Here is a 25547-nt window from a genome sequence, read left to right on the forward strand (position 1 = left end):
GCCTTTGTGCATTCATTTGCCTACTCATTTGCCTACTCATTTGCCTACATAACCAGCGGGCACTGCTGATGAAATTTATCTCCACCATTGTTGGCATCATCCTGTTCGTCCTGTTCTTCGGCTTTGCCCTGAAGAACACGCAGGAAGTCGACCTGCATTTCTTCCTCAACTACGAGCTGCGCGGCCCGCTCGTGCTGATGCTGCTGGCTTTCTTCGTGGCCGGCGCCGCCCTCGGCATCCTGGCCCTGACGCCCACCGTGTTCCGCCAGCGCCGCCAGACCTCGCAGCACAAGAACACCATCCAGGCCCTGCAGAGCGCCGCCGGTACCGGCACGGCCAACCTGCAGCCGGCCCCGGATGCCGTGAACCCGGCGCAGAAGCTGGCCCAATAAGCTCCTTCACGCGCCAACACAGAACAAGAACACATGGAATTCGAACTCTGGATGCTGCTCGGCATCCCATTCTTCTTCGGCCTGGGCTGGATCGCCGCCCGTGTCGACATCAACGCCCTGGTCTTCGAATCGCGCACCCTGCCACGCGGTTACTTCAAGGGCCTGAACCACCTGCTCAATGACCAGCCGGACAAGGCCATCGATTCCTTCATCGAGATCGTCAAGCTCGACCCGGAATCGGCCGACATGCACTTCGCCCTCGGTAACCTGTTCCGCCGCCGCGGCGAGACCGAGCGCGCCATCCGCGTCCACCAGAACCTGCTGGCGCGCCCGGACCTCCCGAGCGAGCAGAAGGCCCATGCCCAGTACGAACTCGGCATGGACTACCTGAAAGCCGGCCTGCTCGACCGCGCCGAGGAAACCTTCAACCTGCTGGTCGACACCCCGTTCGAAGTGCAGGCGCGCCGCGCGCTGCTCGAGATCTACCAGCGCGAAAAGGAATGGCGCCGCGCGATCGACGTCGCCAGCGGCCTGCAGGAATCCGGCGCGGGTGCGCGCCAGAAGGAAATCGCGCAGTTCTACTGCGAACTGGCCCAGGACGCCCTGGTGCACCTGCAGCCGAGCGACGCCATGCAGCTGCTCGACAAGGCGCTGCAGGCCGACCGCTCCAGCGTGCGCGCCACCATCCTGATCGGCGACGCCCAGCTGGCCCAGGGCGATACCGAAGCGGCCATCATGACCTGGCGCCGCGTCGAGCACCAGAGCGTGCCGCACGTGGCACTGGTGGCCCAACGCCTGATGGACGGCTACCGCAAGGTTGGCAGACCACAGGAAGGCGTCAACCTGCTGCGTTCCTACCTGGCGGAAGCATCTTCCATTGACTTGATCGAGGTGGTGTTCAAGGCCGTGATCGAACTCGACGGCGTGGAAGCTGCCAAACAGCTGGTGATCGAAGAGCTGCGCCGCAATCCGACCCTGCTGGGCCTCGATAAATTGCTCGAGGCACGCCTGATGGATGCGCCGGCCCATGTCTGGGAGGAGCTGTCGATGGTGAAGAACCTGGTGCAGCGCTACACCCAGAAGCTGGCACGCTACCAGTGCAGCCACTGCGGCTTCAAGGCGCGCCAGTTCTATTGGCAGTGCCCGGGTTGCAGCCGCTGGGAAACCTATCCGCCGCGCCGTACCGAAGAACTCAACGTGATGAACTGACGCAGCAAGCCTATGAATTACCCGATCCCGAGCCGCCTGCTGGCGGCAGACAGCTTCCGCCGAGAGGCGGCTCCTGAACTTTCCAGCGTGCGCCTGCTCGTGGTGGGCGACGTCATGCTCGACCGCTACTGGTTCGGCGACGTCTCGCGCATCTCGCCGGAAGCCCCGGTGCCGGTGGTGCGCATCGAGCGCCGCGAGGAGCGCCTGGGCGGCGCCGCCAACGTGGCGCGCAATGCCGCCGCGCTGGGCGCCCACACGGGCCTGCTGGGCGTGACCGGCAACGACGAAGCCGGCGACGAGGTCGAGAAGCTGCTGCGCGAATCGTCCATCCACAGCTACCTCAAGCGCGATGATGCGATCTCCACCATCATCAAGCTGCGCGTCATCGGCCGCCAGCAGCAGATGGTGCGCATCGACTTCGAGGACGCACCGACCGAGACCGTGCTGCGCGACAAGCTTGACCAGTTCCGCGCCTTGCTGCCGGACTTTGACGTCGTCATCATGTCCGACTACAACAAGGGCGCGCTGGTGAACGTGGCCGAGATGGTGAAGGAGGCGCGTGCTGCAGGCAAGACCGTGCTGGTCGACCCGAAGGGCGACGACTTCACCCCTTACCGCGGGGCCAGCATCCTGACCCCGAACCGTTCGGAACTGCAGCGCGTGGTCGGCGGCTGGAAGACCGAGGACCAACTGACCGAGAAAGCACAGCGCCTGCGCGCCGAACTGGAGCTCGACGCACTGCTGCTGACGCGTTCCGAAGAGGGCATGAGCCTGTACACCGCCAACGAGGTCCTGCACGTGCACGCCGAGGCGCGCGAAGTGTTCGACGTCTCGGGCGCCGGCGACACCGTGATCGCCACCCTGGCCGCGATGCTGGGCGCGGGCGCGCCGCTGGCCGAAGCGCTGGCCACCGCCAACCGCGCCGGCGGCATCGTGGTCGGCAAGCTGGGCACGGCGACCGTCACCCGCGAGGAACTCTTCCCCGGTTGAGCTCGCTCAAGTCCGGGCCGTCAACGGCGGCCCGGCAGCTCCGTTAGGGCAAGGTGGATGGCGTCGTCGTCCACTTTGCGAACCTATGGAGACAATCAATGATCAAGAAACTGGTACTCGCTGTTGCCGCGCTGGTCGCTTCGACCGGTATCGCCTTCGCCCAGGTCGACGTCAACAAGGCCGATGCGGCCGCGCTGGATGGCGTCAAGGGCGTGGGCCCGAGCATGTCGAAGATGATCCTCGACGAGCGCGCGAAGGGCGAGTTCAAGGACTGGGGAGACTTCCGGCAGCGCGTCAAAGGCGTGGGCGACAAGAAGGCGATGAAGTTGTCCGAGGCCGGGCTGACCGTCAACGGCAAGGCAATGGAAGGGGCGGCCGCCAAGCCGGGCGGTGCGAAGGCCGAGAAGACCTCGGCCAAGGCGGATGGCAAGGCCAAGCCGGCCGAGCAGAAAGCAGCGATGTAAGAAGAAATACCCGCGGCGACGCGGGTAATGGTGTTCAGCTAGCCTAAACATGTAGGGTGGCCGGCTTTGCCGGCCGCGCGTTCAAATCACTGATGCATAGTGGCAGCTCTCATCGGAGCTGGACGCGCGGCCGGGAGAACCCGGCCACCCTACGCTTAACCGAAGGCATTACGGCGCCGCGGGTTTTTTGTCGTGGGCTTTGCACATCTCAGGCGCGCAGCGATCGCACACTCTCGTGTAGCCTGTCACGACGCCCGGGCCACCGGTGGTACCCCATGGATACCACACATCGTCGCGACACTGGTCGCCGCCGTATTTCTTGCCTTTGTCCATCAATGGGCACTGTACTTGCACATGCACGAAGGCGACCGGCGCAAGTCATCGTGGTGCCGCCCCAAGCTGCCGACCGGCCTGATGTGCTCGAACTTCCGGCAGGGCAGGCCATGGTGCACTGGCTGGAGCACAATCCGTACTTTCCGCTACTGATGGGGTTCCCGCTGTTCTACGGACTGGGGAAATGGATCGAACGTTCTTCGCCCGATATCGCCGAGGACCAGGTCAATGTATCGGTGCGCTTCCGGGCCCACATCGTCGGGCTGATCCTGTACAAGGTGCTGCTCGGCTACCTGCTGACCCGGACCGGTACCTGGACTTCGTTGCTCGTCTTCACCGGCGCGATGCGCCTGCATTTCTCGTCATGGACGTGCACCTGCTGGAAATGCACAAGCGGGCCTATACCTAATGCCGGTCACTTAAGAGGCGCCGCTCATCCGTAGGGTGGGCGGGTCTCCCGCCCACGCGGTCAAATCACAGTACTGCAGCCCGTACGATTTTTCGTATCTTCACTATCACCGCGTGGGCGTTTGTCATTCCGGGCATTGCCCGGCATTACCCCGCCCGCCCTACAGTTCTTCCTAACTGACAGGCATTGGGCCTATACCCTGTTCGGGCGCTGGGTGCTGATCGCGGCCTTCTCCAACGGGTGGCTGCGGGGCGTCCAGGTTGCCATTGCACCCGGACTGCTTGCCCTGCTGATGTCCTTCGTCGCCGGCAGCGCGGTGCTGATGATCATCCAGGACGAGTTCTCGGACGACCATCCGACCTATTTCCCGGCCTTCCTCGGGGCCGTGGTCGTCTATTCGCTGCTGCTGATGGCGCTGTGAGGGCGCCGGCATACTGGCGGATACGGATGTCGACCTGCGGGTCGCGCCGGTCATGGCGCTCGTAATGAGGAGCGTAGTTCGAGTACGCCTGATAGATTCAGGCGGCCGACCGCGCAGATTGTCTCCATCGGCTTTCTTTTCGCAAACACTGCACCGTATGTATTGACTGACACCAATCACCGCGCATGAGAAGATGTGCATGTCTTTTTGCACTCCACGACTAGAAAGGTACTCATGCCTCACGCCCGCATCTCTTCCTCCCTGCTGGCCGCACTGCTTGCCGTTAGCGCCGGCGCCGCATGGGTGCGCCCTGCAGCGGCCGCCTCCCCGGCCCCTGCAGCCCCGGCGGCACCCGATTTCAAGCGCCAGCAGCCCCAGATCAACAAGATCCTCGCCGAGATCTCGCCCAAGCGCATGGAGGGCTATGTCGCCAAGCTGGTGAGCTTCGGCACCCGCCACACGATGTCGGAAACCGAATCGGACACGCGCGGCATCGGCGCCGCGCGCCGCTGGATCAAGGCCGAGCTGGAGCGCTGCGGCGCCGGCACGCCGCTGCAGGTTGCTTTCGACAGCCACATCGCTCCAGTGTCGGCGCGCATTTCGCGCCCGACCGAGATCGTCAACGTGGTCGCCACCCTGCCGGGTACCCAGGAAGCCTCCAAGGACCGCATCTACGTGGTCAGCGGCCACTACGATTCGCGCGTCAGCGACGTGATGAACTACACCGCCGACGCCCCGGGCGCCAACGACGACGCCTCCGGCACCGCGGCCACCATGGAACTGGCCTGCGTGATGGCCAAGCACAAGTTCGACGCCACCATCGTCTTCATGGCCGTGGCCGCCGAAGAACAGGGCCTGCTGGGCGCGCGCCATTGGGCCACTCAGGCGCGCCAGAAGAACCTGAACATTGCCGGCATGTACACCAACGACATCATCGGCAGCTCGCGCGCCGACAATGGCAAGGTGGACAACAAGCAGGTGCGCCTGTTCTCGCAGAGCATCCCGGCCACCAAGGAGATGAGCGAGGCCGTGCGCCAGCTGGTGGCCACCGGCGGCGACAGCGATTCGCTCTCGCGCCAGCTGGCCCGCCACACCAAGGAGATGGGCGAGCGCTACGTGAAGGGCTTCAAGGTGACGGTGATCCACCGCGCCGACCGCTACCTGCGCGGCGGCGACCACATGCCCTTCCTGGAGCAGGGCTACGCCGCGCTGCGCTTCACCGAGCCGGCCGAGGACTTCGCCCACCAGCACCAGGACCTGCGTACCGAAAACGGCAAGGTCTACGGCGACCTGATCGAGTTTAATGATTACGACTACATCGCCAAGGTGACCAAGGTGAACGCCGCGGCACTGGCCTCGCTGGCGCTGGCGCCAGGCGCGCCGCAGAACGTCAAGCTGCGCACCGACAAGCTGACCAATGATTCGACCCTGGTATGGCAGGCGAACGCCGAGCCGGACGTGGCGGGCTACCGCATCGTCTGGCGCGAGACCACCGCCGCCGACTGGCAGGGTTCGAAGTGGGTTGGCAACGTCACCGAGGCGACGGTCGACCTGTCGAAGGACAATGTGTTCTTTGGCGTGCAGGCAGTCGACAAGGATGGCAACGTGAGCGTCGCCACCTACCCGCTGCCGCAGCGCTGATCCAGCCGTGACGGGCTCGGTTTTCCCGTAGGGTGGGCGGCTACACCTTGCGCTCCGAGTGGTCCCTGGCGTTGTCGCCGCCCACGCGTTCAAGTGCGATCCGGGCAGCCTGGACGTCTGCTCGACAGGGATGTGAACGCGTGGGCGGCGCCAGCGCCGTTGGCTGATCAGGCAGTAGGGGGGCAGCCGCGCCACCCTACGAACGGCCCCGGCCAATACGCCTCCCGGCTGTCCGGATTAAAATAGCGGTTTAGGAAATCGCGAGAGAGCAAGGAATGGCTTACAAGACCATCGAAGACACGATCGGCAATACCCCGCTGGTGCAGCTGGTGCGCCTGCCCGGCGCGGACGCGGCTGCCCGCAACAACATCATCCTTGGCAAGCTCGAAGGAAATAATCCGGCCGGCTCGGTGAAGGACCGCGCCGCCATGTCGATGCTGCGCGGCGCGGAGCAGAGCGGCCAGATCAAGCCGGGCGACACGCTGATCGAAGCCACCAGCGGGAATACCGGCATTGCGCTGGCGATGGCGGCTGCCATCCGCGGCTACAAGATGGTGCTCCTGATGCCGGACAACCTGTCCATCGAGCGCCGCCAGAGCATGGCGGCCTACGGCGCCAGGATCATCCTGACCCCGAAGTCGGGCGGCATGGAATACGCGCGCGACATGGCCGAGCAGATGCAGAAAAACGGCGAGGGCATCATCCTTGACCAGTTTGCCAACGGCGACAACCCGCGCGCCCACTTTGAGACCACCGGCCCGGAAATCTGGCGCGACACCGAAGGCCGCGTCACCCATTTTGTCAGCGCGATGGGCACCACCGGCACCATCATGGGCGTGTCGCGCTACCTGAAGGAGCAGAACCCGGCGGTGCGTATCGTCGGCGCCCAGCCGGAAGAAGGTTCGTCGATCCCGGGCATCCGCAAGTGGCCGGAAGCCTACCTGCCGAAAATCTACGACAAGGCACGCGTGGACCAGGTGGAGCCCGTGAGCCAGGCCGCGGCCGAACAGATGGCGCGCCGGCTGGCGGCGGAAGAGGGTATCTTCTGCGGCATTTCGGCGGCGGGCGCTTGCGAAGTGGCCTTGCGCATTTCGCAAACCGTGGAGAACGCGACCATCGTGTTCGTCGTGTGCGACCGCGGCGACCGTTACCTGTCGACAGGTGTGTTCCCCGCCTGAGCATCGACACCGGCAATGTAAAAAGCCATCCTGACGGATGGCTTTTTATTTTCTGCAACTTCTTGAACGTCCGGCCATATCGCCCGCAGCGGTCCTGCGTTCGCATACGCCCGTCGTGCCGAACTCGCATCCAGCAAGGCTCGCGCTGGCGTCCGGCGGCAGGCACGCTCCCTGCCACGACGCCCGGCGTGCGACGCCCGGCGTGATTACGCCTCTTTCGGGGCGGCGCCTTCTTTCGGTTTGAACTGCTTGTCGCTGATGCGGAACTTGGCGCGGCGGTCGCCCATGAGGTAGCGCAGGTCACGGATCGACAGGTCGCTCACTTCGTGCATGCGGATCAGCAGCGAAGCGCCGACCGGCAGGCGGTGGTGACGAATCTTCGAAATCACCGGCGGTGCAACTTCCAGTGCGCGCGACAGGGCAGCGTCGTTCTTCAGGCGCAGGTTCTCGATCAGGGTGTCGAGCAGGCGGTTCGGGTTGTACTGCAGCAGCTCATCGGACTCCGAATCGCTATTCATATCAATGCCGACTTGGTTTGTCATGATTCAATATCCTATTTTTGGGTTGGACGGAGCCCCATGCGGCGCTCGGCTCCAAAGGTTCGGTATTTCGTAATTTTCTATTCAATTGTACAACTAATTTCTAATCTGATACTCAGTAGCAATAAAAATCAGATGAACTTATTCAGTATCGTTGTCTCAGCGCAACAATAGCCGCAATGCAATTCTCTCACAAACTCACGGAAATAATAATTGTTTTTTGATTAATCCCTAGTGTATAGGCAAACAGTATTTGATGCAGCACGGTATGAAAAATGCTGGCAGATTACTAAGAAAAATGGGGGTATTGCACGAGGTGGGATGTTTCTGCAGAGAATCTGCAGCAAAGAGACGCATACCCCCGGGGAGTATGCGGGGAGGAAACCGGACGGAAAGGGGAGAAACTGCGGGAAACCAGTTACAAATCGATACAAAGTTTCCCGCAGAGTAATGCTCAGCCGCCGCGCGAGGCACGCACAGCACGGCCCAGCTCGATCACTGACATGGCATAGAAGTAACTGCGGTTGTACTTTGTAATAGCAAAGAAGTTATCGTTGGCGACCCAGTACTCGGTGGCTTCGGCGCCATTCTGCAGGTCGACCAGCCCGTACAGGCGCTCGGCCGGCAGCGCACCCCCGAACGACACACCGGCGGCGCGCAGCTCTTCCGGACGCAAGGTGGCCTTCAGCCCGCGCTCGAGCAACGGTGCCCAGGCGTGGTTCAGCGACACGTCGGCGGGGTAGACAGGGCTGCCGCGGTATTCCGGATTCCAGCCGTGCTGGATCAGGAAATTGGCCACGCTGCCGATCGCATCTTCCGACGACTGGCGCAGGTCGATCTGGCCGTCCCCGTTGAAGTCCACGCCGTACTTCAGGATATTCCCCGGCATGAACTGCGGCATGCCGACGGCACCGGCAAACGAACCCAGCAGCGAGAACGGTTCCACCCGGTGTTCGCGCGCGAAGATCAGGGTCTGGGCCAGCTCGCTGCGGAAGAACGCCATGCGGCTGGCGCGGTTCGGCGTTTCCGGATATGCAAAGGCGAGCGTCGCCAGGGTGTCGAGCACCCGGAACTTGCCCGTGTCGCGGCCATAGATGGTCTCGACACCGATGATGCCGACGATGATCTCGGCCGGCACGCCGTAGGCGGCTTCGGCCCGCGCCAGCGCCTCGGCATTGTCGTTCCAGAAGCGCACGCCGGCGGCGATGCGGATCGGCTCGATGAAGCGGTCGCGGTAGGCCTGCCAGTTCTTCGGCTTGCCCGGCGGGGCCGGCTTGACCAGCTGCACCGCCGAGTCGATGAAGCGCGCCTGTCCGAACAGCGATTCCAGGTAAGCGCGGTCGAAGCCGTGCTGCGTGCTCATCTCGTCCATGAACTCGCGCACCGCCTGCCATTCGAGGAAGTTGTGGCGCTCGCCGTCGTAGTCGATCACGGCGGCAGCCGGCGCCGCCTTCAGCACTTTCGTCGAGCGGATCGCGATGCGCTTGCCGGAAGCCTTGTCTTTTTTACTTGTGGCCTTGGCTTTGGCAGCCTTCGCTTTGGCGGCCTTGGCCGATGCCTTGGTGGACGCAGTCTGGACGTGCGGATCTGTCGCGCCGGCGCCCGCCTGCCCGGTCGGGGCAAGGGCGATTGCCAGCGCGGCAAACAGGGGAACGATCGATTTCATCTAACTTGGGACAGTAATCTCTTCAAGGTAGCGGCCAGCTGGCGCCGAGGCGCGGGCTGGGGCGGCGCATAGCGCCAGGCGCTATAGCGGCGCAAGAATTCGGCGGCAGCGTCACGTGATGGCGGCGCCAGCTGCTGCGAGGCCGCGATCCGGGCCGCGTAGGCGGTGGGCCCTTCGTCCGCTGCACGTGCCAGGCCCAGGTGGGCAAGGCGCTTGCATAGGGAGGAGTATACCGCCTCGACCGGATCAATTTCCCTGCGGAGATACAAAATTCTCGCCAGTAGCAACACTCCCGCCCCCAGCATGATCAAGCCGGCAACCCGCCAGCCGGCCAGGCTGTCGCCCAGGCTTTGCAGGAAGCCGCGCTGGCGCTCGGGCGTGTAGTTCAGCACCCACTGGTTCCAGCCGTTGTTGACGGCGCCGAGCGCATTGCGCAGGCGGCCCAGCAGCGAATCGCCGCTAGCGCCGAACATCGACAGTCCGCGCAGCGCGTCGATGCCGAAGGGCGGCGGCGGCTCGACCGCGGCCGCGAGGTTGCGCCGCACCCGTTCCGGCGCCACGGCGGCGGTCGGGTCGACCCGCACCCAGCCGCGCCCGCGCAGCCAGACTTCGGCCCAGGCGTGGGCATCGGACTGGCGCACCGTCACGTAGCCGTCGATCGGGTTCAGTTCGCCGCCCTGGTAGCCCGTGACCACGCGCGCCGGGATGCCGGCCGCGCGCATCAGGAACACGAAGGCGCCGGAATAGTGTTCGCAAAAACCCGCGCGGGTCCCGTACAGGAACTCGTCCACCGAATGGCGGCCCAGCAGCGGCGGCTCCAGCGTGTAGCTGTAGGGTTGCTCGCGGAAGCGGCGCAGTACCTGCTCGATGCGGCGCGCCGGCTCCGGTTCCTTGCGCAGCGCCAGCCCGGCGGCGAGCGCCTGCGGGTTGTAGCCATAGGGGAGCAGCAGCCATTGGTTGGGGTCGTCGAGGGCATCGCGTCCGTCCAGCGCGTAATCCGGGTAGGAGATCATCGGGTAGCGCACGCGCTCGGCCAATGGCCGGTCCGTGCTCAGCTCGAGCTGGTGCGAGACTTGCGTGCGGTAGCCCGGCACTTCCGGCATGTGGCCGGCCATCTCGAGGGTGAACAGCCAGCGCGTGTCAGACGGCTCCAGCGTCACCTCGTAGCGCTGCGCCTGCCCGCGTACGCGCAGCGAGTTGCCCGAACGGGTGGGAATCGAGCCGCCGCGGGTCCAGGCGGTGCCGTCGAACGCGTCGAGCACCAGGCCGCGCCAGTACAGCTGGGCCTTGGGCGGCACCGGGCCTTCGAAGCGTACCCGGAAGGCCGGTTCGTTCGACATCGCCAGGTTCGACATCTGCCCCGGCGCCATGCGGTCGGACAGGCCGGACTTGGCGCTGCCGTTGCCGGTACCACCCTGCATGCTCCACAGCGGACCGCCCAGGCGCGGGAAGACGAAGAACAGCACCACCGCGATCGGCGCGGCGAACAGCAGCATCTTCGCCCCCATCGCCAGGCGGGCGCGTAGCGGCGGCACGCTACCCGTGAACTGGAAGGAGAGCTGGGTAGTGAGCAGGGCCAGCACCGCCGCCACCATCAACAGGGCGGTGCCGATGCCCTGGGCATAGAAGAAGTTGGTGAGCACCAGGAAGAAGCACAGGAAAATCACCACATAGAGATCGCGGCGGGCATGCATCTCGAGCATCTTGAAGGCCACCAGCAGCACCAGCATGGCGACGCCGGCGTCGCGCCCGAGCAGGGTCTTGTAGCTGAACTGGATGCCGGCCATCGCGCCTACGGCGATGGGCAAGAGCACCAGGGTGGAGGGCATGCGCTTGCCGAGCAGCGTGATCGCGCCGCGCCAAGCCAGCGTGGCGACGCACAGCAGCGACACCCACAGCGGCAGGTGGGCCGCGTGTGGCGCCAGAACCAGCAGGGCGCTGCCCAGCAGGAGCAGGGTGTCGGCTTTATCCCTCGGCAGGCGGGGCAGGGACGACAGGACCTTCATGCCGGCTCCGGGATGCCATACAAGGCCAGCGCACGCAGGCAGGCCGCCTGGTGGGCGGCGCCGTTGCCGGCGTCGTAATGGATCGCGCCGAGGCGGAAGGCGTAGGGCAGGGCGCGCTGCTCGGCGTCGAGCACCCAGCGCGTCATGCGCGACAGGCGCAGCTCCAGGTCGAGCTGGGGCGGCAACTGTGCGAAGTCGAGCACCAGCTCGTCGCCCACGCCGCCTTCGAAATGCTTGGTGACGAGCTGGCCGCCGAGCGCCGGGTCGAGCCGGGCGATCTGGCGCCAGGCCAGCTGGCGCGGCGAGTCGCCGGCCTGGTAGCTGCGCACGCCGGCAAAGTCGTCATTCCGGGTGGACGACAACGAGGCCCGGCCGCTGCCGACCGCGTGATCGCTCACGGGCAGTGGCGGCGCGCCTTCTTCCGGGCGTGGATAGACCAGCGCGCGGGCGGCGGGACGCCAATAGCTCCAGGCGCGGTACAGGCCGAGCGGAAAACGGGTGGACAGCACCACGCGCGCTGGCTGCAGCCAACCGCGCGCACTGGTCGGCACGCCCAGCAGCACGCTGGCGCTGCCATGGGCGGCGATGTCGGTGACGTGGCGCGGCTCTGCCTTCGTGGTGGCGTCGGCGAAATCGATCCACACGCCGTAGCGCGCGAGCGCGGTGCGGTTGGCGATGTGGAGCTCGAACTGGGCCTCCTGGCCGGCGAAGACTGCGGGGACGCGGCCCTGCTGCAGGGCCAGGTGAGCCAGGTTACGGTAGGTGAAGACCATGTCCACCAGAGCGCACGAGAGGGCCAGGAAGGTCAGCGCGAATCCCAGGCCGAGGGTGTAGTTGATCGAGCCGATCAGGAGCACCAGCAGCAGCACGGCGAAGCCGATGCCGGCCCGGGTCGGCAGGATGAATACGCGGCGCTGGCTCAGCACCACTTCGCCGGCATCAAGCGTGCCGCGGCGCGGCAGCCACTTGCCCGTCGAGCGCCGTAGCCAGCCGCGCCATCCTCCTGCTGCGACTTCCATTTATACCGGGACCGATTTCTGCAGCTGCAGCACGAGGTCGCGGCTGGCCAGCGCCTGGCCGTGGGCCGCCTTCAGCGGGCGCAGGCGGTGCGCGCAGACCGGCACCAGCACGGCCTGGATGTCTTCGGGGATGACGTGGTCGCGTCCTTCGAGCGCGGCCCAGGCGCGGCCGGCCTGCAGCAGGGCGATGGCGGCACGCGGCGACAGGCCTTCGGCGAACAGGCCGTTCTGGCGCGAGGCCTGGGCCAGCGCCTGCACGTAGGTGACGAGGGCGGGCGAGGCATGGATTTCCTTCAGGGCGCGCTGGGCCTGGGCCAGCTGCTCCGGCTGCATTGCCGGCTGCAGGCTGCGCAGCATGGCGCGGCGGTCTTCGCCCATCAGGAGCGCGCGCTCGGCGGCGGCGTCCGGGTAGCCCAGCGACAGGCACATCAGGAAGCGGTCGAGCTGCGACTCGGGCAGCGGGAAGGTGCCGACCTGGTTGGCCGGGTTCTGGGTGGCGATCACGAAGAAGGGCTCGGGCAGGGCGCGGGTGACGCCGTCGGCGCTGACCTGGCGCTCCTCCATGGCTTCCAGCAGGCCCGACTGGGTCTTGGGCGTGGCGCGGTTGATCTCGTCGGCCAGCAGCACCTGGGTGAAGATCGGGCCCGGATGGAACACGAACTCGTTCTTCTCGCGCTCGTACACCGAAATGCCGGCCACGTCGGCGGGCAGCAGGTCGCTGGTGAACTGGACGCGGTTGAACTTCAGGCCGAGCGAGATCGCCAGCGCATGCGCCAGCGTGGTCTTGCCGACGCCGGGCAGGTCTTCGAGCAGCAGGTGGCCGCCCGCCAGCAGGCAGGTCAGGGCCAGGCGCACCTGCTGGTCCTTGCCGACCACGACCTGGCTGACCTGGCGCGCGCTGGCATGTAGTTGATTGAACATGGTTGGATTCCGGTGATCTGTTCGAGGCGGCGCCGTGCCCAACGAGCCGGGAGGCAGGCAGGGCGAGCAGGCCATGGCGTCATCGTGGTAGATTAGCGCCATCGGCAAGCTTCATACTCCATCGGCAACAAGCCTTTGCATTCGATTCTATGCTAGAACGGCCGTCATGGGGCGTTATGGATGAGCAGCCACCCGGCAGCAGGAGACGCGCCCGGTAACACGATTAGTCAAACGATAACGATGAGCACAGCAATCTACAGCCACCCCGACTGCCTGCGGCACGACATGGGCGACTGGCACCCCGAATCTCCGTCGCGGCTGCAGGCGATCGACGACCAGCTGATCCTGGCGCGCCTGGATGGCCTGATCGAGCAGCGCAGCGCGCCGCTGGCCGACCTGTCCGACGTCCTGCGCAACCACACCCCGGGCGCGGTGGCGCTGGTGCGCGACAACGTGCCGGCCGAAGGCGATACCTATCCGCTCGACGGCGACACCATCCTCTGCCATCACAGCTACCGGGCGGCGCTGCGCGCGGCCGGCGCCGCGGTGGCCGCGACCGATGCCGTGATCGCGGGCGAAGTGGACAATGCCTTCTGTTCGGTGCGCCCGCCGGGGCACCACGCGACGCCGACCGAACCGATGGGGTTTTGCTTCTTCAATAACGTCGCCATCGCCGCGCGCCATGCGATGGACGTGCACGGGCTGGAGCGCGTCGCCATCGTCGACTTCGACGTCCACCACGGCAACGGTACCGCCGACGCCTTCCGTCACGACCCGCGGGTGCTGATGGTGAGCCTGTTCCAGCACCCGTTCTATCCCTACTGCGACCCGGAACCGGTCACGGCCACCAGCGTCAACATACCGGTGCCGGCGCTCAGCGACGGCGACACGGTGCGCCAGCTGGTGCAGGACTACTGGCTGCCGGCGCTGCACGCGCACCAGCCGCAGATGATCTTCGTTTCGGCCGGCTTCGACGGCCACCGCGAGGACGACATGGGCGGCATCGGGCTGGTGGAGGCCGACTACGCCTGGATCACGCGCCAGGTAATGGCCGTGGCAAAGCAGTACGCACGGGGGCGCATCGTCAGCTGCCTCGAGGGCGGCTATGCGCTGTCGGCGCTGGGCCGCAGCGTCGTGGCCCACCTGAAAGTGCTCGCCGAGCTCGAATAAGCGTCGGCGGCTGCTCCGCAATATCGCGTTCCGTGCAGCCTCGGCGCGGAACGCGGACCCATCCCGTCACATCTAATCTCCGCGACCCGCAGCCTCTGCACACGTCGTGCGCTCATCCACGCCCGTACGCCAGGCGACGGTCGCACCACAACCAATAACAAAGGAGATGAGAGTGAGACCAATCCACACCGTGGGCGCGCTCGGCCTGTTTCTCGCGTCCAGTCTTGCGTCCAGCCTGGCCTGCGCCACCAACTACACCCTCTGGATCAACGGCCGTGCCGGCGGCGCCGTGGGTGCGCCGGGGAACTACAACGACTTCAGCTACTGGGGACCGGCCACCACCCCGGCCGGGGTCAACAAGAAGGCCGTCAACTGGGATGGCCGCAGCAGCATCGCTTCCCAGAGCGGCAAGGTGCGCAACGCACTCGACTGCTTCTGTACCGGGTCCAACTGGTGCTACATCGTCACCTACAGCGCCGGCGACCTGATGATGGGCTATACGCTGGCGAACTACGGCGGCACGGCGCGCCTGAAGAAGAACGCCAGTCCGGGCAGCAGCGGCGTGTGCGGCAACAGCGACGGGAGCACGCAGACCGGGTGGAACATCCGGTGGGTACGCGCCGCCGCCGGCGCGGCCGGCGGTTCCGAGCTGTCCGACGCCGGTTCGTGGACCACGTCCGAACCGCTGGTGCAGGACCTCAAGACCGCCACGGCACGCGCCATGTACAACCACAATGACACGCGCAACATCTGGTTCTACATGTATGCAGGCGCCCGGGGCACGCTCTATTCCAGCCTGCTGCCGGGCCAGGACGACGAGGTCATCGCCTACCACAGCAGCGGCGGCGTGGCCGGCAGTTCGGGCCGTTCCCTGTGCAATCCGGGCGACTGGTTCTGCAACGACCTCACGCTCGGGACGGCCAACAACCAGGGCGGCAGCACCAAGTGGCGTTATCACTCGGTGGTCTTCCGCGACGACAGCGAAGACTACAACCACTACATCAACGGCAACTGGGGCGGGATCGTGGGCGTCGTGCGCAGCGCGGTGGTGAACAGTGCTCTCTAGGCGGACAAAATCCTTGATAGGGCTGGGCGTGGCGTCGGCCGTCGCGCTCGCCCTCTGGTTCGCTCGCGGCGAACCGGAGGCGCCGCCGCAGGCCACGGCCAGCCCGCCGCCGTCCGCCGGGCCGCAGTTCTTCAGCCAGGTGCCGGAAAGCGGCCTGCCGGTTCCCGGCGACCGTGCCGCGCGCCGCCGCCAGCTGGTCGAGCACGTCCAGCTCACCGACCATACGTATTGCAGCTACCTCGCAGGCAGCAAATACCCGCACGAGTCGCGCCCGGCCGCGCAGAACCCGGACCAGTTGCACCCGAACCAGCCCGTCACCGAGATGCATCCGATGCGCATCGAGGGCGGCGGCAACCATGCCAAGGTATTCCTGCAGACCTCGCAGTCGCGCGTCTACCTGGCCGCCGGCGAAGCCGTCGCGTTTTCCCTGCGCGCGGTGGATGCCCAGGGCGCCACCGTGCCGATCGTGATCACGCGCGCACTGGCGCAGGGCATGACCTATGGCGGCAGCCGCCCGACGCCCCAGGTGGCGCTGTCCTTCGCCGACGACGGCGGCGGCGCCGACCCGGTGGCCGGGGACAATGCCTTTGCCGGCATCCTGGCGCCGGGACAGACCGGCCTGGGGGGCTTCCACGGCACCATCCGCACCGAGGTGCGCTACACCGCGGGCGGACGCAATGGCTTCGTCCTGTTCGACGTGGTCTACACGCCGGTGCTGCCGGCTGCCTGGACCGGCCAGGTCCGCGAAGCGGTCGAGAACGGTTCGCTCAGCTTCCACCTCGGCGTCGACGTCCGCCAGCCGGGCCGCTACATCGTTACCGGCCGCGTCGACGATGCGCGCGGCAAGCCCTTCGCCCTGGCGACCTTCAACGACGTGCTTGCGGTGGGCGCGCGCGAAGTGAAGCTGACCGTGTTCGGCAAGCTGATGACGGATGAGCGTCCGGCGCTGCCCTTGCGGCTGCGCGACGTGGACGGCTACCTGCTGCGCGAGAACGTGGACCCCGACCGCCTCCTGATGCCGCGCCTCGAAGGACAGGTCTTCGCCAGCCGCACCCGGACCATGCAAGGCGTGTCGGATGCGGAGTGGGAAAGCGAGGAGCGTTCGCGCTACCTGGCCGAATATGCGAAGGACCGCGAGGCAGCCAGGGAACAGCTGGCCGCTTTCGATCCGGGCCAGCCGCTGCCGCCGCGCGCCTGCGCACCGGCCGCGCGCTGAGGCTGCGCAGCCAGGCTGATCCGGATCAGCCCTGCAGCAGCGGGAAGCGATCGAACAGGCAGGCGGCGCCCACCATTCCGCACAGGATGCCGAAGGCGAACCAGCGGCCCATCGATTTCTTCGGGGGAAGCTCGATCGAGGCCCGGCGCGGTGGCGAAGTCCTAGGCATGTGACGCATGATGGTTCTCCAGAATACGGCCCTGTGGGCGGAATCTGGAGTGTGTGCCGGCCCCGAGCGGATGCATTGCTGCCTATCAATGGATTGTGCGTTCAGGTGTGCTGTTTTTTCATAGGCCGCCCGCCAGCGTAGAATAGCGGCCTGACTGAAGATTTGGAAAGTAGAGCATGTCGATACAATGGTTCCCGGGGCACATGAATGCGGCCAAGAAGGAAGCCGCCGAGCAGATGGAGAACACCGACCTGGTGATCGAAGTCCTCGACGCCCGCCTGCCCGAGGCGAGCTGCAACCCGCTGGTGGAGGAACTGCGCAAGTTCCGCCAGCGTCCTTGCCTGAAGATCTTGAACAAGACCGACCTGGCCGACCCGGCGGCCACCGCGGCCTGGAAGGCCTTCTACGAGGCGCAGGAGGGCGTGACCGCCTATCCGATGACGACCAAGCGGCCGAACGAGGTGGCGCGCATCCCGGACATCTGCCAATCGCTGGCGCCGCACCGCGGCGTGCCGACCAAGCCGCTGCGCATCATGATCATGGGGATCCCGAACGTCGGCAAGTCGACCCTGATGAACGCGCTGCTCAAGAAGCGGGTGGCCAAGGTGGGCGACGAGCCGGCAGTCACCAAGACCCAGCAGAAGCTCTACCTCGGCAAGCACATCGTGCTGGTCGACACCCCGGGCATGCTGTGGCCGAAGATCGCGATGGCGAGCGACGGCCTGATGCTGGCCGCGAGCCACGCGGTGGGCTCGAATGCGCTGATCGAAGAGGAAGTCGCCGAATTCCTGGCCAACTTGCTGCTCGAACGCTATCCGCACCTGCTCACGGCGCGCTACGGCTTCAAGACCGAAGGCCTGGACGGCATTGCCGTGATCGAGAACGTGGCCCAGCGTCGCGGCTTCCGCGTGCGCGGCGGCGACTTCGACTACGAGAAAGCCTCTCACGTGCTGCTGCACGACTACCGCACCGGGGCATTGGGACGCATCAGCCTCGAGACGCCGGAAACCCGCGCTGCTGCGTTGGCGCGCCATGCCGCGGAGATGGCGGAGAAGGCGCGCATCGCCGAAGAGAAGGCGGCGCTCAAGGCCGAGGAAGCGGCGCGCGGCAAGCGCGGAACGTGATCGCTTTCCTTTTGCTATTGCCGATGCTGTTGTAGGGTGGGCGGGTTCCCCGCCTACGCGGTGACAGGTTGCGGTTGATGAGTCGTACAGGCAGATCTCGCCGGCTTTGCCCACCCTACGCACTGCCGAACCGGAAGCTGGACACCGTCAGGCTCCCGAAAAAATCCTCTTCGTGATACACGCAGGCCGCAGCCTCGTGCTCGGCGGCCCCCAGCACCACCATCAGCGGCAGCAGGTGTTCTTCGCGCGGGTGCGCGGCCCGCGCCATCGGCGCCTCCTCCCAGCGCAGCAGCGCCGCAGTGCGTTCGTGCGGTGCCTTCGCCATCGTCTCCTGCAGCCAGCCGTCGAACGCCCGTGAGGCCAGCGCCCCCGCCGGGCCGAACTGCCGCAGGTTGTGGAACGAGAGGCCGCTCCCCAGGATCAGCACACCTTCGTCGCGCAGGGGCTGCAGTGCGCGGCCGGCCTCGATATGGACCCGGGGATCGAGGTCGCGCCGCAGCGACAACTGCACCACCGGCATCGTCGCTTCCGGATAGGCCGGATACAGCATCGAGAAGGTTCCATGGTCGAAGCCGCGCTCCGGATCGAGTCCGGCCGGGTGCCCGGCCGCGTGCAGCAGCGCGGCGACGCGTCCTGCCAGCGCCGGGTTGCCCGGGGCAGGGTAGCGGATGCGGTAGGTATGCGGCGGGAAGCCGCCGTAGTCGTAGATCGTGCCGGGCGCACTGCCCGAAGACAGCATGAAGCCCGGCGTTTCCCAGTGGCTGGTCACGACCAGCACCGAGCGCGCGTCGCCGCCGTGGGCCTGCCCCAGCGCGGCGAGCGAGGCTTCCAGCCGGTCGTAGGCGCCGCCGGTCTGCTCCTTCATCCACGGCCACGGCCCGCCGCCGTGGGAAACGAAATAAGTGGGAAGAGTCATGGGTGCTCCAATGCTTCCGTCGAAGTACCCATGGTAGCCGAACGGGGAACTCAGCGTGCGCCGGCGCCCCTGGCCAGTTCCATCAGCCCGAACAGGCGCGCGCAACGCATCCAGGCCAGCACCAGCACCGCCAGCTGGGCCAGCAGCAGCCCGCCGACGAAGCTGTCCGCGCCCAGCGCCGGAACGTTCAGGCGTGCCACCGCCAGCGTCCCGGCCAATGCCAGCCCGGCGGCGGTAATCCCGAGGTACACGCCGAATACGGCAAGCGGACGGCGCATGATCACCTTGATACCGTCGCACCAGGCCAGCACCGCCGAGCTGCGGCGGCGGTCCAGCGCCAGCACCGCGCGGCCCGTGTCGAGTGTCGCATGGGCCAGCAGCAGGAACAGGGTGGCCAGCAGCGAGGAGACCAGTGCCGCCCTGGACACCGAGGACGCGAGCACGGCGCCGGGCTGCTCCGCGACGGCGGCCACCATCCCGCCAAGGAACACCGCCGCACCGAGCGGCACGACTGCCCAGACCAGCATCCGCAGCAGGCGGCCGTATTCGCGCACACCGCCCGCCACCAACGCCGCGAGACCGAGTGGCGTCGGCGCGCGCGCGGCGGTGATCGCCGCGCCGGTCAGGAGCGGCGACAGCAGCAGCGTCATGATGAAGGCGACGGTGCCGCCACCCAGGATGGCCGAGGCGTGCTGGGCATGCAGGCCCATCAGGTCGGCAATGGCCACCAGGTCGAGGCGCTTGGCCAGGGCAGGCACATGGAGTGATCGGTCAAAGGCCGCCCCCAACATGGTCCAGACGGGCAGGGCGGCGACCAGCGTGGGTAGCAGCAGGGCCAGCAGCCAAAGCAGCAGGAGGCGCCATTGCAGGGCGAGGCGCAGGGGAGAGAGCAAGCTAGGCAGTCCGCCGCGGCTTTTCGAGACTGGCATGTGCGGCACCTGGTCGGGCGCGAGGGAAGCAGTCGTGGTCGTCATACGGTGGCGATCAAGGACAGGATGAGTTGGAGGAAAGCCGCCACGTCGCTCGTCCAGCGGGTCGATGCGCTTCGATTGCGTACGGTCGTGCGGCTGTCGTCGAGCTTGTTCACGTCCAGGTAATGGCTGCGGCGCGGGTCGAGCTCGGCCGACACGGCGCGTACCGGCCTGACCCAGGTGAAGGTGCGCCATTTCTCGTCCGGCGACGCGGGGTTCCAGGCCACCGTCTCGCTGCTGCCGTCCACGAAACGCACCATCAGCGTCTGTGGCACGCTGGCACCGTCGCGGCGTACGGTGACCCGGGAGCGCCAGGGGAAGGGGCCGCTGCCAGGCTTGGCATTCGGGTTGGCCTTCTGCCAGTCCGCACGCAGCCGGGCGATGCGTTCTTCCACCTCGCCCCGGCTTTCCTCGACGCGCTTGCCATCCACAAGGCGGCTGCCCGCCAGCGGCAGCTCTTCCTCGGTCGACAGCTCAGCCACCTTGTCGTCGACGCGGTTAGCCGCGTAGACCTGCTGCGCGAACACCTCTTCGACGGCGGCCCGCTCGCCGCTGCCGTCGGCCAGCGCCTCGCGCAGGTCGGCGATGCTCGGGTGGCGGAATTTCCAGCGCCGGTAATATTCCTTGAAGCCGAGTTCCATCGCCTCGCTGCCGATGCGCTCTTCCAGGTCACGCATCACGATCGCGCTGCGGCTGTACACCGGGCCGATGCCCTGCAGGCGGTTCCAGGCGTTCTGGCCCGGCGCGTCCGCGGGGCGCTCGCGAGGCATGAACAGGCGGTTCAGGTCGAAGCCATCGAATCCCGGGTCGACACCGATCCGTTTCAGGAAGGCCGGGGCGGGATAGGCCAGTTGGCCACGGTCGCGCATCAGGCGTGCTTCCCAATACGAATTCAGGCCTTCGTCGAGCAGCGGTTCCTCGAACTCGTTGCTGGCCAGGATGCCGTAGAAGTAGCCGTGGCCAAACTCGTGGATCGTCACCGCATCGAGCTCGTACTCGGCCAAGGACTTCTCCGGTACCTTGGCGTAGCCGGAGGCCGTGAACAGGGTCGGGTATTCCATGGCGCCCGCTTCTTCCGCCCCGTAAGGCGGAATCACGATGGTCAGCGTCCGGTAGGGGTAGGGGCCGAGCCGACGCGAAAAATAGGTCAGCGATTCCTTGGCCGCCTTCATCGCCGGCCTGGCGCTGGCCTCGTATTCGGGCGGGTAGAGCACCTCTATCCTCACGGTCGGGCTGCCCGGACCGGTCCAGGTTTCCACCAGCGGGCGAGCGCTGCGCCTGTCGGCGGTCCAGGCGAAGTCGTGCACGTCATGCTGCACGTAGCGGTGCGTCACCATCCCGCTCTTCTCGACGGACGTGCCCTGCAGTTCGCCGGTGGCGCCGACGGTATAGTCCTTGGGGACCGTCAGGCTGACGTCGTAGCTGCCGAAGTCGGCATAGAACTCGGATTCCATGTGGAACTCGTGGGCGTTCCAGCGCGGGTTTGTCGCGCCGCGTTCGCCCGGCAGTTCGAGGACGGCGATCTTCGGGAACCACTGCGCCACCATGTGGAAGCTGCCGTAGTAGCCGGTGCGCGCGATCACGCGCGGCAGCTGGGTGCTGAAGGCCATGTCGAGCGTGGTCGAGGCGCCCGGCGCGACCGCATCCGGCAGGTCGAGGCGCGCCACGGTGTGGTCGGTGGCGGGGCCGTTGTCGGGCTGGACGAAGCGCCACGGGACCGCCGCGCCGCCCTGGGTGACGCTGCGCAGGGCAATGTGGCCCCATTCGCCGTCGCCCGACTTGCGGCTGCTCCGAAAGTCTTCGCCGCGCAGGCGCTGCTCGGTAAAGAAGGTGCTGCCTTCGCCTTCGAAGGCATTCATGTACAGGTGGATGTAGACGCTGCGCACGGGAACCGCGCTGCGGTTGCGCCAGGTGAGCTGCTGCCGGCCCGTCACCACGTGCTTGTCCGGGTCGAGCGTGGCGGCGATGCGGTAGCTCACCACGCGGTCGGACAGTGTCGCGTGGTCGCCGCTGCGGATGCCGCCCCATGCCTCCGGGCTACTCGGCACGCTGACGGCGGCGGCATCGGATGCGGCCAATGCGATGCCGTCCAGTGACGGCGAATCGGACGGGGACGGCGCGTCGGCCCGGGCCAGCCAGGCCCCGGCGCCAGCGAGCACCAGCAGCGCCAGCAGTGCTGCCACCGGCGCGACGACCAGCGCGTGCAGCCTCTTTCGACTCGATTGGAACTGCATGCAGGACTCCCCTTGACCGATGTTGTTCTTGTATGAGCGCGACTATAGCGAGAAGCCTGAAATATTTCCAAGCATTTAGGGTAAAAACGCCATGCAGGCGGCGCATACGCGAAAAGCTTGTCAGGTTATAATCGCGGCGTTCTGGTGCCCGCGCATGCCATCTGCATGCGCAGTTAAACGGGAAACACGAGGCAAAGGCGCTGCGCGCCGGCGCCGAGGTGTGCTGCCCCCGCAACGGTCAACAAGCACCGCCCGCGCCTGACAGAACTCCGATTGCTGCGTTGCATTCGTCTCGCCGTACTCGCGTACCGTCTTCGACGATGCGCCTTGCTCTCGGGCCCCTGTCAGGCGCGGTCGATAGGCTGCTCCGATTACCACTGTGCATGAAGCATAGGAAGGTGGGGCGGTCAGTCTTGCAAGCCCGGATACCGGCCAGACAGGTGGAAGCGCGAGCGCGCGTGTTCATATTGGCGCGCGGCCGCTTCCGTTGAACTCCGGATCTGCGGGGACGCAGGCCGGTGCCATTACCGAGACTATCCATAACATGAAATTTGCTGTCGTACCACGCAGCGCGCCGGCGCTCAAGCCGCTCGCGCTCGCCTGCGCCCTGTCCGTCCTTGCCGCCGACGCGTTTGCCCAAGTTGCCGCACAAGCCGCCCAGGATACCCTGCCATCGATCGTCGTCACCGGCGCACGCTTCCCGGCACAGGCCGCCACTGCCCCGATCGGCGCCACCGTGATCACCGCCGAGGACATCCGCCGCTCCGGCGCCACCGACGTGAACGCGGCGATCCGCAAGGTCGGCGGCGTCTATGGACGCCAGAGCCTGGACGCCTCGCCGGACTTCGCGCTCGACCTGCGCGGCTTCGGCTCGAACAGTGCCCAGAACGTGGTGATCCTGGTCGACGGCGTACGCCTGAACGAGAACGAGCTGACCAACGCGGTCCTGTCGAGCATCCCGGTCGACACCGTCGAGCGCATCGAGATCCAGCGCGGCGGCAGCAGCGTGCTGTACGGCGAGGGCGCAACCGGCGGCGTGATCAACATCATCACCCGCGGCGCAGGCAAGCAGGGCACCCACGGTTCGCTGTTCGCCGAAGCCGGCCGCTTCGACGCCCACGACCTGCGCGCCTCGCTGACCCACGGCGCCGGCCCGCTGTCGTTTGACGTGGCGGTGGCCAAGCGCGGCACCGACAATTACCGCGACAACAGCGAGTTCAGGCAGAAGACAGCGAGCGGCGGCGTCCAGTACAGCTATGGCGCGGGCCGCGCCGGCCTGCGCTTCGAGCGTTCCGAGCAGGATGCGCGCTTCCCGGGTTCCCTGACCGAAGCCCAGTTCCTGGACAATCCGCGCGACAGCTTCACGCGCGACGACTTCGGCACCCTCGACACCGACCGTATCGGCGCCTTCGTCGAGCACCGTGTCGGCGCCGTGGAACTGGCCGCCGAGCTCTCGCACCGCGAGCGCGAGGTCGAGGCCAACTACTTCTACATGAGCGGCGGCGCCAAGGTCGCCTCGCGCTCGCGCTATGACGCCAGCCAGACCCAGTTCTCGCCGCGCGTGCGCCACATCGCTACTTTCGGCGACAAGCGCAACGAGCTGGTTGCCGGTATCGACCTGATGCGTTGGGAGCGCCAGGTCAAATCCGATTTCTCGCGCGGCGACGCCGAGCAGGATTCGAAGGCCTTCTACCTGCGCAACGAAGTGCTGTGGAACGCACCGCACAATGCACGCCTGGCCATCGGCGGCCGCCATGAACGCTTCACCAAGGACTATTCGGACCCGCTGGCTTTCCCGCCCGTGGTGAACGAGCACCGCAGACAGTCGATCAATGCCTGGTCGCTGGAAGGCAGCGTCGACGTGGCGCCGCAGGTGATCCTGTTCGCCAAGGCCGGCCGCAGCTATCGCATCGCCAACGTGGACGAGAACAGCCTGCGCTCGGGCCTTGACGTGCTGGCGCCGCAGACCTCGCGTGACCTGGAACTGGGCGTGACCGCCGGCGGCGCCGACCGCCAGCTGAGCGCGCGTCTGTTCCGCCACCGCCTGACGAACGAGATCTTCTACGATCCGACCATCGGCTGGGGCGCCAACACCAACCTGGATCCGACCCGCCGCCAGGGCTTCGAGGTCGAAGGCCGGCATGCCGTGACCCAGGACCTGCGCCTGAGTGCCCAGTGGCAGCGTGTGGACGCCGAGTTCACCGGCGGCCCGAATGCGGGCCGCGAGATGGTGCTGGTGCCGAAGAACGTCGTGACCGTGCGCGCCGCCTGGACTCCCTCAGGTACGCTCAGCGGCCACAGCGCCGACATCGGCGCCCAGTGGGTCGGCAGCCAGCGCTACGGCAGCGACTTCACCAACAGCTGCGGCGCGCGCATTCCGTCCTACACCACCATCGACGCGCGCTACGCCTACCGCGTGGGTGCCTGGGAAGCCGCTGTCAGCGGGCTCAACCTGGCTGATCGCCAGTACTACAGCAACGCCTTCGACTGCCGCTCGGGCATCTACCCGAGCGACGGCCGCCAGCTGAAGCTGTCGCTGCGCTACGACTTCTGATGGCCTCGCCCCGACGATTCATCGCTGCGCTGCTGGCGTCACTGCTCCTGGCGGCTCCCGGCGCCCAGGCCGCGGTGACCGTGGTCGACGACGCCGGCCGCCGCGTCACCGTGCAGCAGCCGGCGCGCCGCGTCATCTCGATGGCGCCGCACGCTACCGAGCTGCTGTTCGCGGCCGGCGGCGGCGCGCGGGTGGTCGGGGCGATGAACTACAGCGACTATCCGGAAGCGGCCAGGAAGATCCCGCTGGTCGGCAGCAACAGTGTGATCGACATCGAGCGCGTGCTGGCGCTCAAACCCGACCTGATCGTGGTCTGGCACACCGGGAACACGGCGCGCCAGATCGCCCAGTTGGAGGCCCTGGGCGTGCCGGTTTTCCACAGCGAACCGCGCCGGCTCGCGCAGGTGCCCGACAACATCGAGCGCCTGGGCCAGCTGCTGGGAACAGGGCCGACGGCCCAGGCCGCCGCCGGGGCCTTGCGCGCCCAGCTGGAAGGACTGGAAGGGCGCTACGCCCGGCGCTCGCCGGTCACGGTGTTCTACCAGATCTGGGACCAGCCCTTGTACACCCTCAACGATGCCCAGATCGCCAGCGATGCGATCCGCATCTGCGGCGGGCGCAACGTGTTCGGCGGGCTCAAGGTCGTTGCGCCGGAGGTCGGCATCGAGGCGGTGCTGAAGGCGGATCCGGAGGCGATCATGGCCGGCAAGCGTGTCGATCCTGCCAATCCGGGGCTGAAGTTGTGGGAGCCGTACAGGAGCATGACGGCCGTGAAGCGGGGTAACTTGCTAACGGTGAATGGCGAGTTGCTGACGCGCCCGGGGCCGAGGGTGGTGGATGGGGCTGCTGCCTTATGCGAGGCGCTTGAAGGGGTTCGGCAGCGGCGCGGGTAAGTCGGTGCGAGGCCGCCAAGTCATCAGAGCGTAACTCGCTCTGCCT

The 25547-nt window shown here is 66.7% G+C and carries 23 protein-coding genes and 1 riboswitch; of the genes, 14 read left to right on the forward strand and 9 right to left on the reverse strand.

What is annotated here, in order from left to right; all coding sequences use genetic code 11:
- Window positions 1–68: 68 nt before the first annotated feature.
- From MA09_RS20335 to cysM, 8 genes are all read left to right on the forward strand, one after another.
- Complete coding sequence (locus tag MA09_RS20335) at window positions 69–392, forward strand: lipopolysaccharide assembly LapA domain-containing protein (protein ID WP_036252599.1); 324 nt, start codon at window positions 69–71, stop codon at window positions 390–392.
- Window positions 393–425: 33 nt separating this feature from the next.
- Window positions 426–1601: a lipopolysaccharide assembly protein LapB gene (lapB, locus tag MA09_RS20340; RefSeq protein ID WP_036252601.1), complete on the forward strand. Its 1176-nt coding sequence runs from the start codon at window positions 426–428 to the stop codon at window positions 1599–1601.
- 12 nt (window positions 1602–1613) lie between these two features.
- A complete protein-coding gene (gene rfaE1, locus MA09_RS20345; RefSeq protein ID WP_051933654.1) occupies window positions 1614–2591 on the forward strand; it encodes a D-glycero-beta-D-manno-heptose-7-phosphate kinase in 978 nt (325 codons plus the stop codon).
- 98 nt (window positions 2592–2689) lie between these two features.
- Window positions 2690–3055, forward strand: a complete 366-nt coding sequence (locus MA09_RS20350; RefSeq protein WP_036252603.1) for a helix-hairpin-helix domain-containing protein — start codon at window positions 2690–2692, stop codon at window positions 3053–3055.
- 383 nt (window positions 3056–3438) lie between these two features.
- A complete protein-coding gene (locus tag MA09_RS20355; protein ID WP_152594739.1) occupies window positions 3439–3831 on the forward strand; it encodes a hypothetical protein in 393 nt (130 codons plus the stop codon).
- 87 nt (window positions 3832–3918) lie between these two features.
- Window positions 3919–4218 carry a hypothetical protein gene (locus tag MA09_RS20360; RefSeq protein ID WP_161783242.1) on the forward strand — a complete coding sequence of 100 codons (300 nt, stop codon included), beginning with the start codon at window positions 3919–3921 and terminating at the stop codon, window positions 4216–4218.
- 234 nt (window positions 4219–4452) lie between these two features.
- On the forward strand, window positions 4453–5859 hold the full coding sequence (locus MA09_RS20365) for a M20/M25/M40 family metallo-hydrolase (protein ID WP_051933655.1): 1407 nt from the start codon (window positions 4453–4455) through the stop codon (window positions 5857–5859).
- Window positions 5860–6134: 275 nt separating this feature from the next.
- Window positions 6135–7037 carry a cysteine synthase CysM gene (gene cysM / locus MA09_RS20370; protein WP_036252606.1) on the forward strand — a complete coding sequence of 301 codons (903 nt, stop codon included), beginning with the start codon at window positions 6135–6137 and terminating at the stop codon, window positions 7035–7037.
- Window positions 7038–7243: 206 nt separating this feature from the next.
- On the opposite strand, the gene MA09_RS20375 is transcribed toward cysM, so the two are convergent.
- From MA09_RS20375 to MA09_RS20395, 5 genes are all read right to left on the reverse strand, one after another.
- A complete protein-coding gene (locus tag MA09_RS20375) occupies window positions 7244–7579 on the reverse strand; it encodes a hypothetical protein (RefSeq protein WP_036216124.1) in 336 nt (111 codons plus the stop codon).
- Window positions 7580–8030: 451 nt separating this feature from the next.
- Window positions 8031–9242, reverse strand: a complete 1212-nt coding sequence (mltB, locus tag MA09_RS20380) for a lytic murein transglycosylase B (RefSeq protein WP_036252607.1) — start codon at window positions 9240–9242, stop codon at window positions 8031–8033.
- A complete protein-coding gene (locus MA09_RS20385; protein WP_036252608.1) occupies window positions 9239–11248 on the reverse strand; it encodes a DUF3488 and transglutaminase-like domain-containing protein in 2010 nt (669 codons plus the stop codon). The genes mltB and MA09_RS20385 overlap by 4 nt, the downstream gene beginning before the upstream one ends.
- Entirely contained in the window at window positions 11245–12267 is a 1023-nt protein-coding gene (locus MA09_RS20390) for a DUF58 domain-containing protein (RefSeq protein WP_036252610.1), read from the reverse strand. Before MA09_RS20390 ends, MA09_RS20385 begins: the two co-directional genes overlap by 4 nt.
- Window positions 12268–13188, reverse strand: a complete 921-nt coding sequence (locus MA09_RS20395; protein WP_036252611.1) for a MoxR family ATPase — start codon at window positions 13186–13188, stop codon at window positions 12268–12270.
- A 240-nt stretch (window positions 13189–13428) separates the two neighbouring features.
- Between MA09_RS20395 and MA09_RS20400 the strand changes: the two genes are divergently transcribed.
- From MA09_RS20400 to MA09_RS20410, 3 genes are all read left to right on the forward strand, one after another.
- Window positions 13429–14358, forward strand: a complete 930-nt coding sequence (locus tag MA09_RS20400) for a histone deacetylase family protein (RefSeq protein WP_036252612.1) — start codon at window positions 13429–13431, stop codon at window positions 14356–14358.
- Window positions 14359–14530: 172 nt separating this feature from the next.
- Window positions 14531–15424 (forward strand): hypothetical protein, encoded by an 894-nt coding sequence (locus MA09_RS20405; protein ID WP_373887859.1) that lies wholly within the window; start codon window positions 14531–14533, stop codon window positions 15422–15424.
- A 13-nt stretch (window positions 15425–15437) separates the two neighbouring features.
- Window positions 15438–16640: a hypothetical protein gene (locus MA09_RS20410; RefSeq protein ID WP_200883108.1), complete on the forward strand. Its 1203-nt coding sequence runs from the start codon at window positions 15438–15440 to the stop codon at window positions 16638–16640.
- A 25-nt stretch (window positions 16641–16665) separates the two neighbouring features.
- Here MA09_RS20410 and MA09_RS24920 read toward each other — a convergent pair whose 3' ends face one another.
- Entirely contained in the window at window positions 16666–16818 is a 153-nt protein-coding gene (locus tag MA09_RS24920; protein WP_161783243.1) for a hypothetical protein, read from the reverse strand.
- Window positions 16819–16985: 167 nt separating this feature from the next.
- Between MA09_RS24920 and ylqF the strand changes: the two genes are divergently transcribed.
- Window positions 16986–17933, forward strand: a complete 948-nt coding sequence (ylqF, locus tag MA09_RS20415; RefSeq protein WP_081897725.1) for a ribosome biogenesis GTPase YlqF — start codon at window positions 16986–16988, stop codon at window positions 17931–17933.
- Between the two features lie 115 nt (window positions 17934–18048).
- Here the strand turns inward: ylqF and MA09_RS20420 are convergent, their stop codons facing one another.
- From MA09_RS20420 to MA09_RS20430, 3 genes are read right to left on the reverse strand one after another with little or no spacing between them, the layout of a single operon-like run.
- A complete protein-coding gene (locus MA09_RS20420; protein WP_036252615.1) occupies window positions 18049–18849 on the reverse strand; it encodes a class III extradiol ring-cleavage dioxygenase in 801 nt (266 codons plus the stop codon).
- A 50-nt stretch (window positions 18850–18899) separates the two neighbouring features.
- The gene (locus MA09_RS20425; RefSeq protein ID WP_036252616.1) at window positions 18900–19823 is read right to left on the reverse strand and encodes a hypothetical protein; all 924 of its coding nucleotides are present in this window, start codon (window positions 19821–19823) and stop codon (window positions 18900–18902) included.
- Complete coding sequence (locus MA09_RS20430; RefSeq protein WP_152594741.1) at window positions 19820–22054, reverse strand: M1 family metallopeptidase; 2235 nt, start codon at window positions 22052–22054, stop codon at window positions 19820–19822. Before MA09_RS20430 ends, MA09_RS20425 begins: the two co-directional genes overlap by 4 nt.
- A 125-nt stretch (window positions 22055–22179) precedes the next feature.
- Window positions 22180–22506: riboswitch (cobalamin riboswitch) on the forward strand.
- Window positions 22507–22598: 92 nt separating this feature from the next.
- Here MA09_RS20430 and MA09_RS20435 point away from each other — a divergent pair.
- Together MA09_RS20435 and MA09_RS20440 are read left to right on the forward strand one after the other, a co-directional pair.
- On the forward strand, window positions 22599–24608 hold the full coding sequence (locus tag MA09_RS20435; protein WP_036252617.1) for a TonB-dependent receptor: 2010 nt from the start codon (window positions 22599–22601) through the stop codon (window positions 24606–24608).
- A complete protein-coding gene (locus MA09_RS20440) occupies window positions 24608–25501 on the forward strand; it encodes a cobalamin-binding protein (RefSeq protein ID WP_036252618.1) in 894 nt (297 codons plus the stop codon). The genes MA09_RS20435 and MA09_RS20440 overlap by 1 nt, the downstream gene beginning before the upstream one ends.
- Window positions 25502–25547: the final 46 nt, after the last annotated feature.

The sequence above is a fragment of the Massilia sp. BSC265 genome (assembly GCF_000740675.1).
In the GTDB taxonomy this organism is placed as follows: Bacteria; Pseudomonadota; Gammaproteobacteria; order Burkholderiales; family Burkholderiaceae_D; genus Telluria.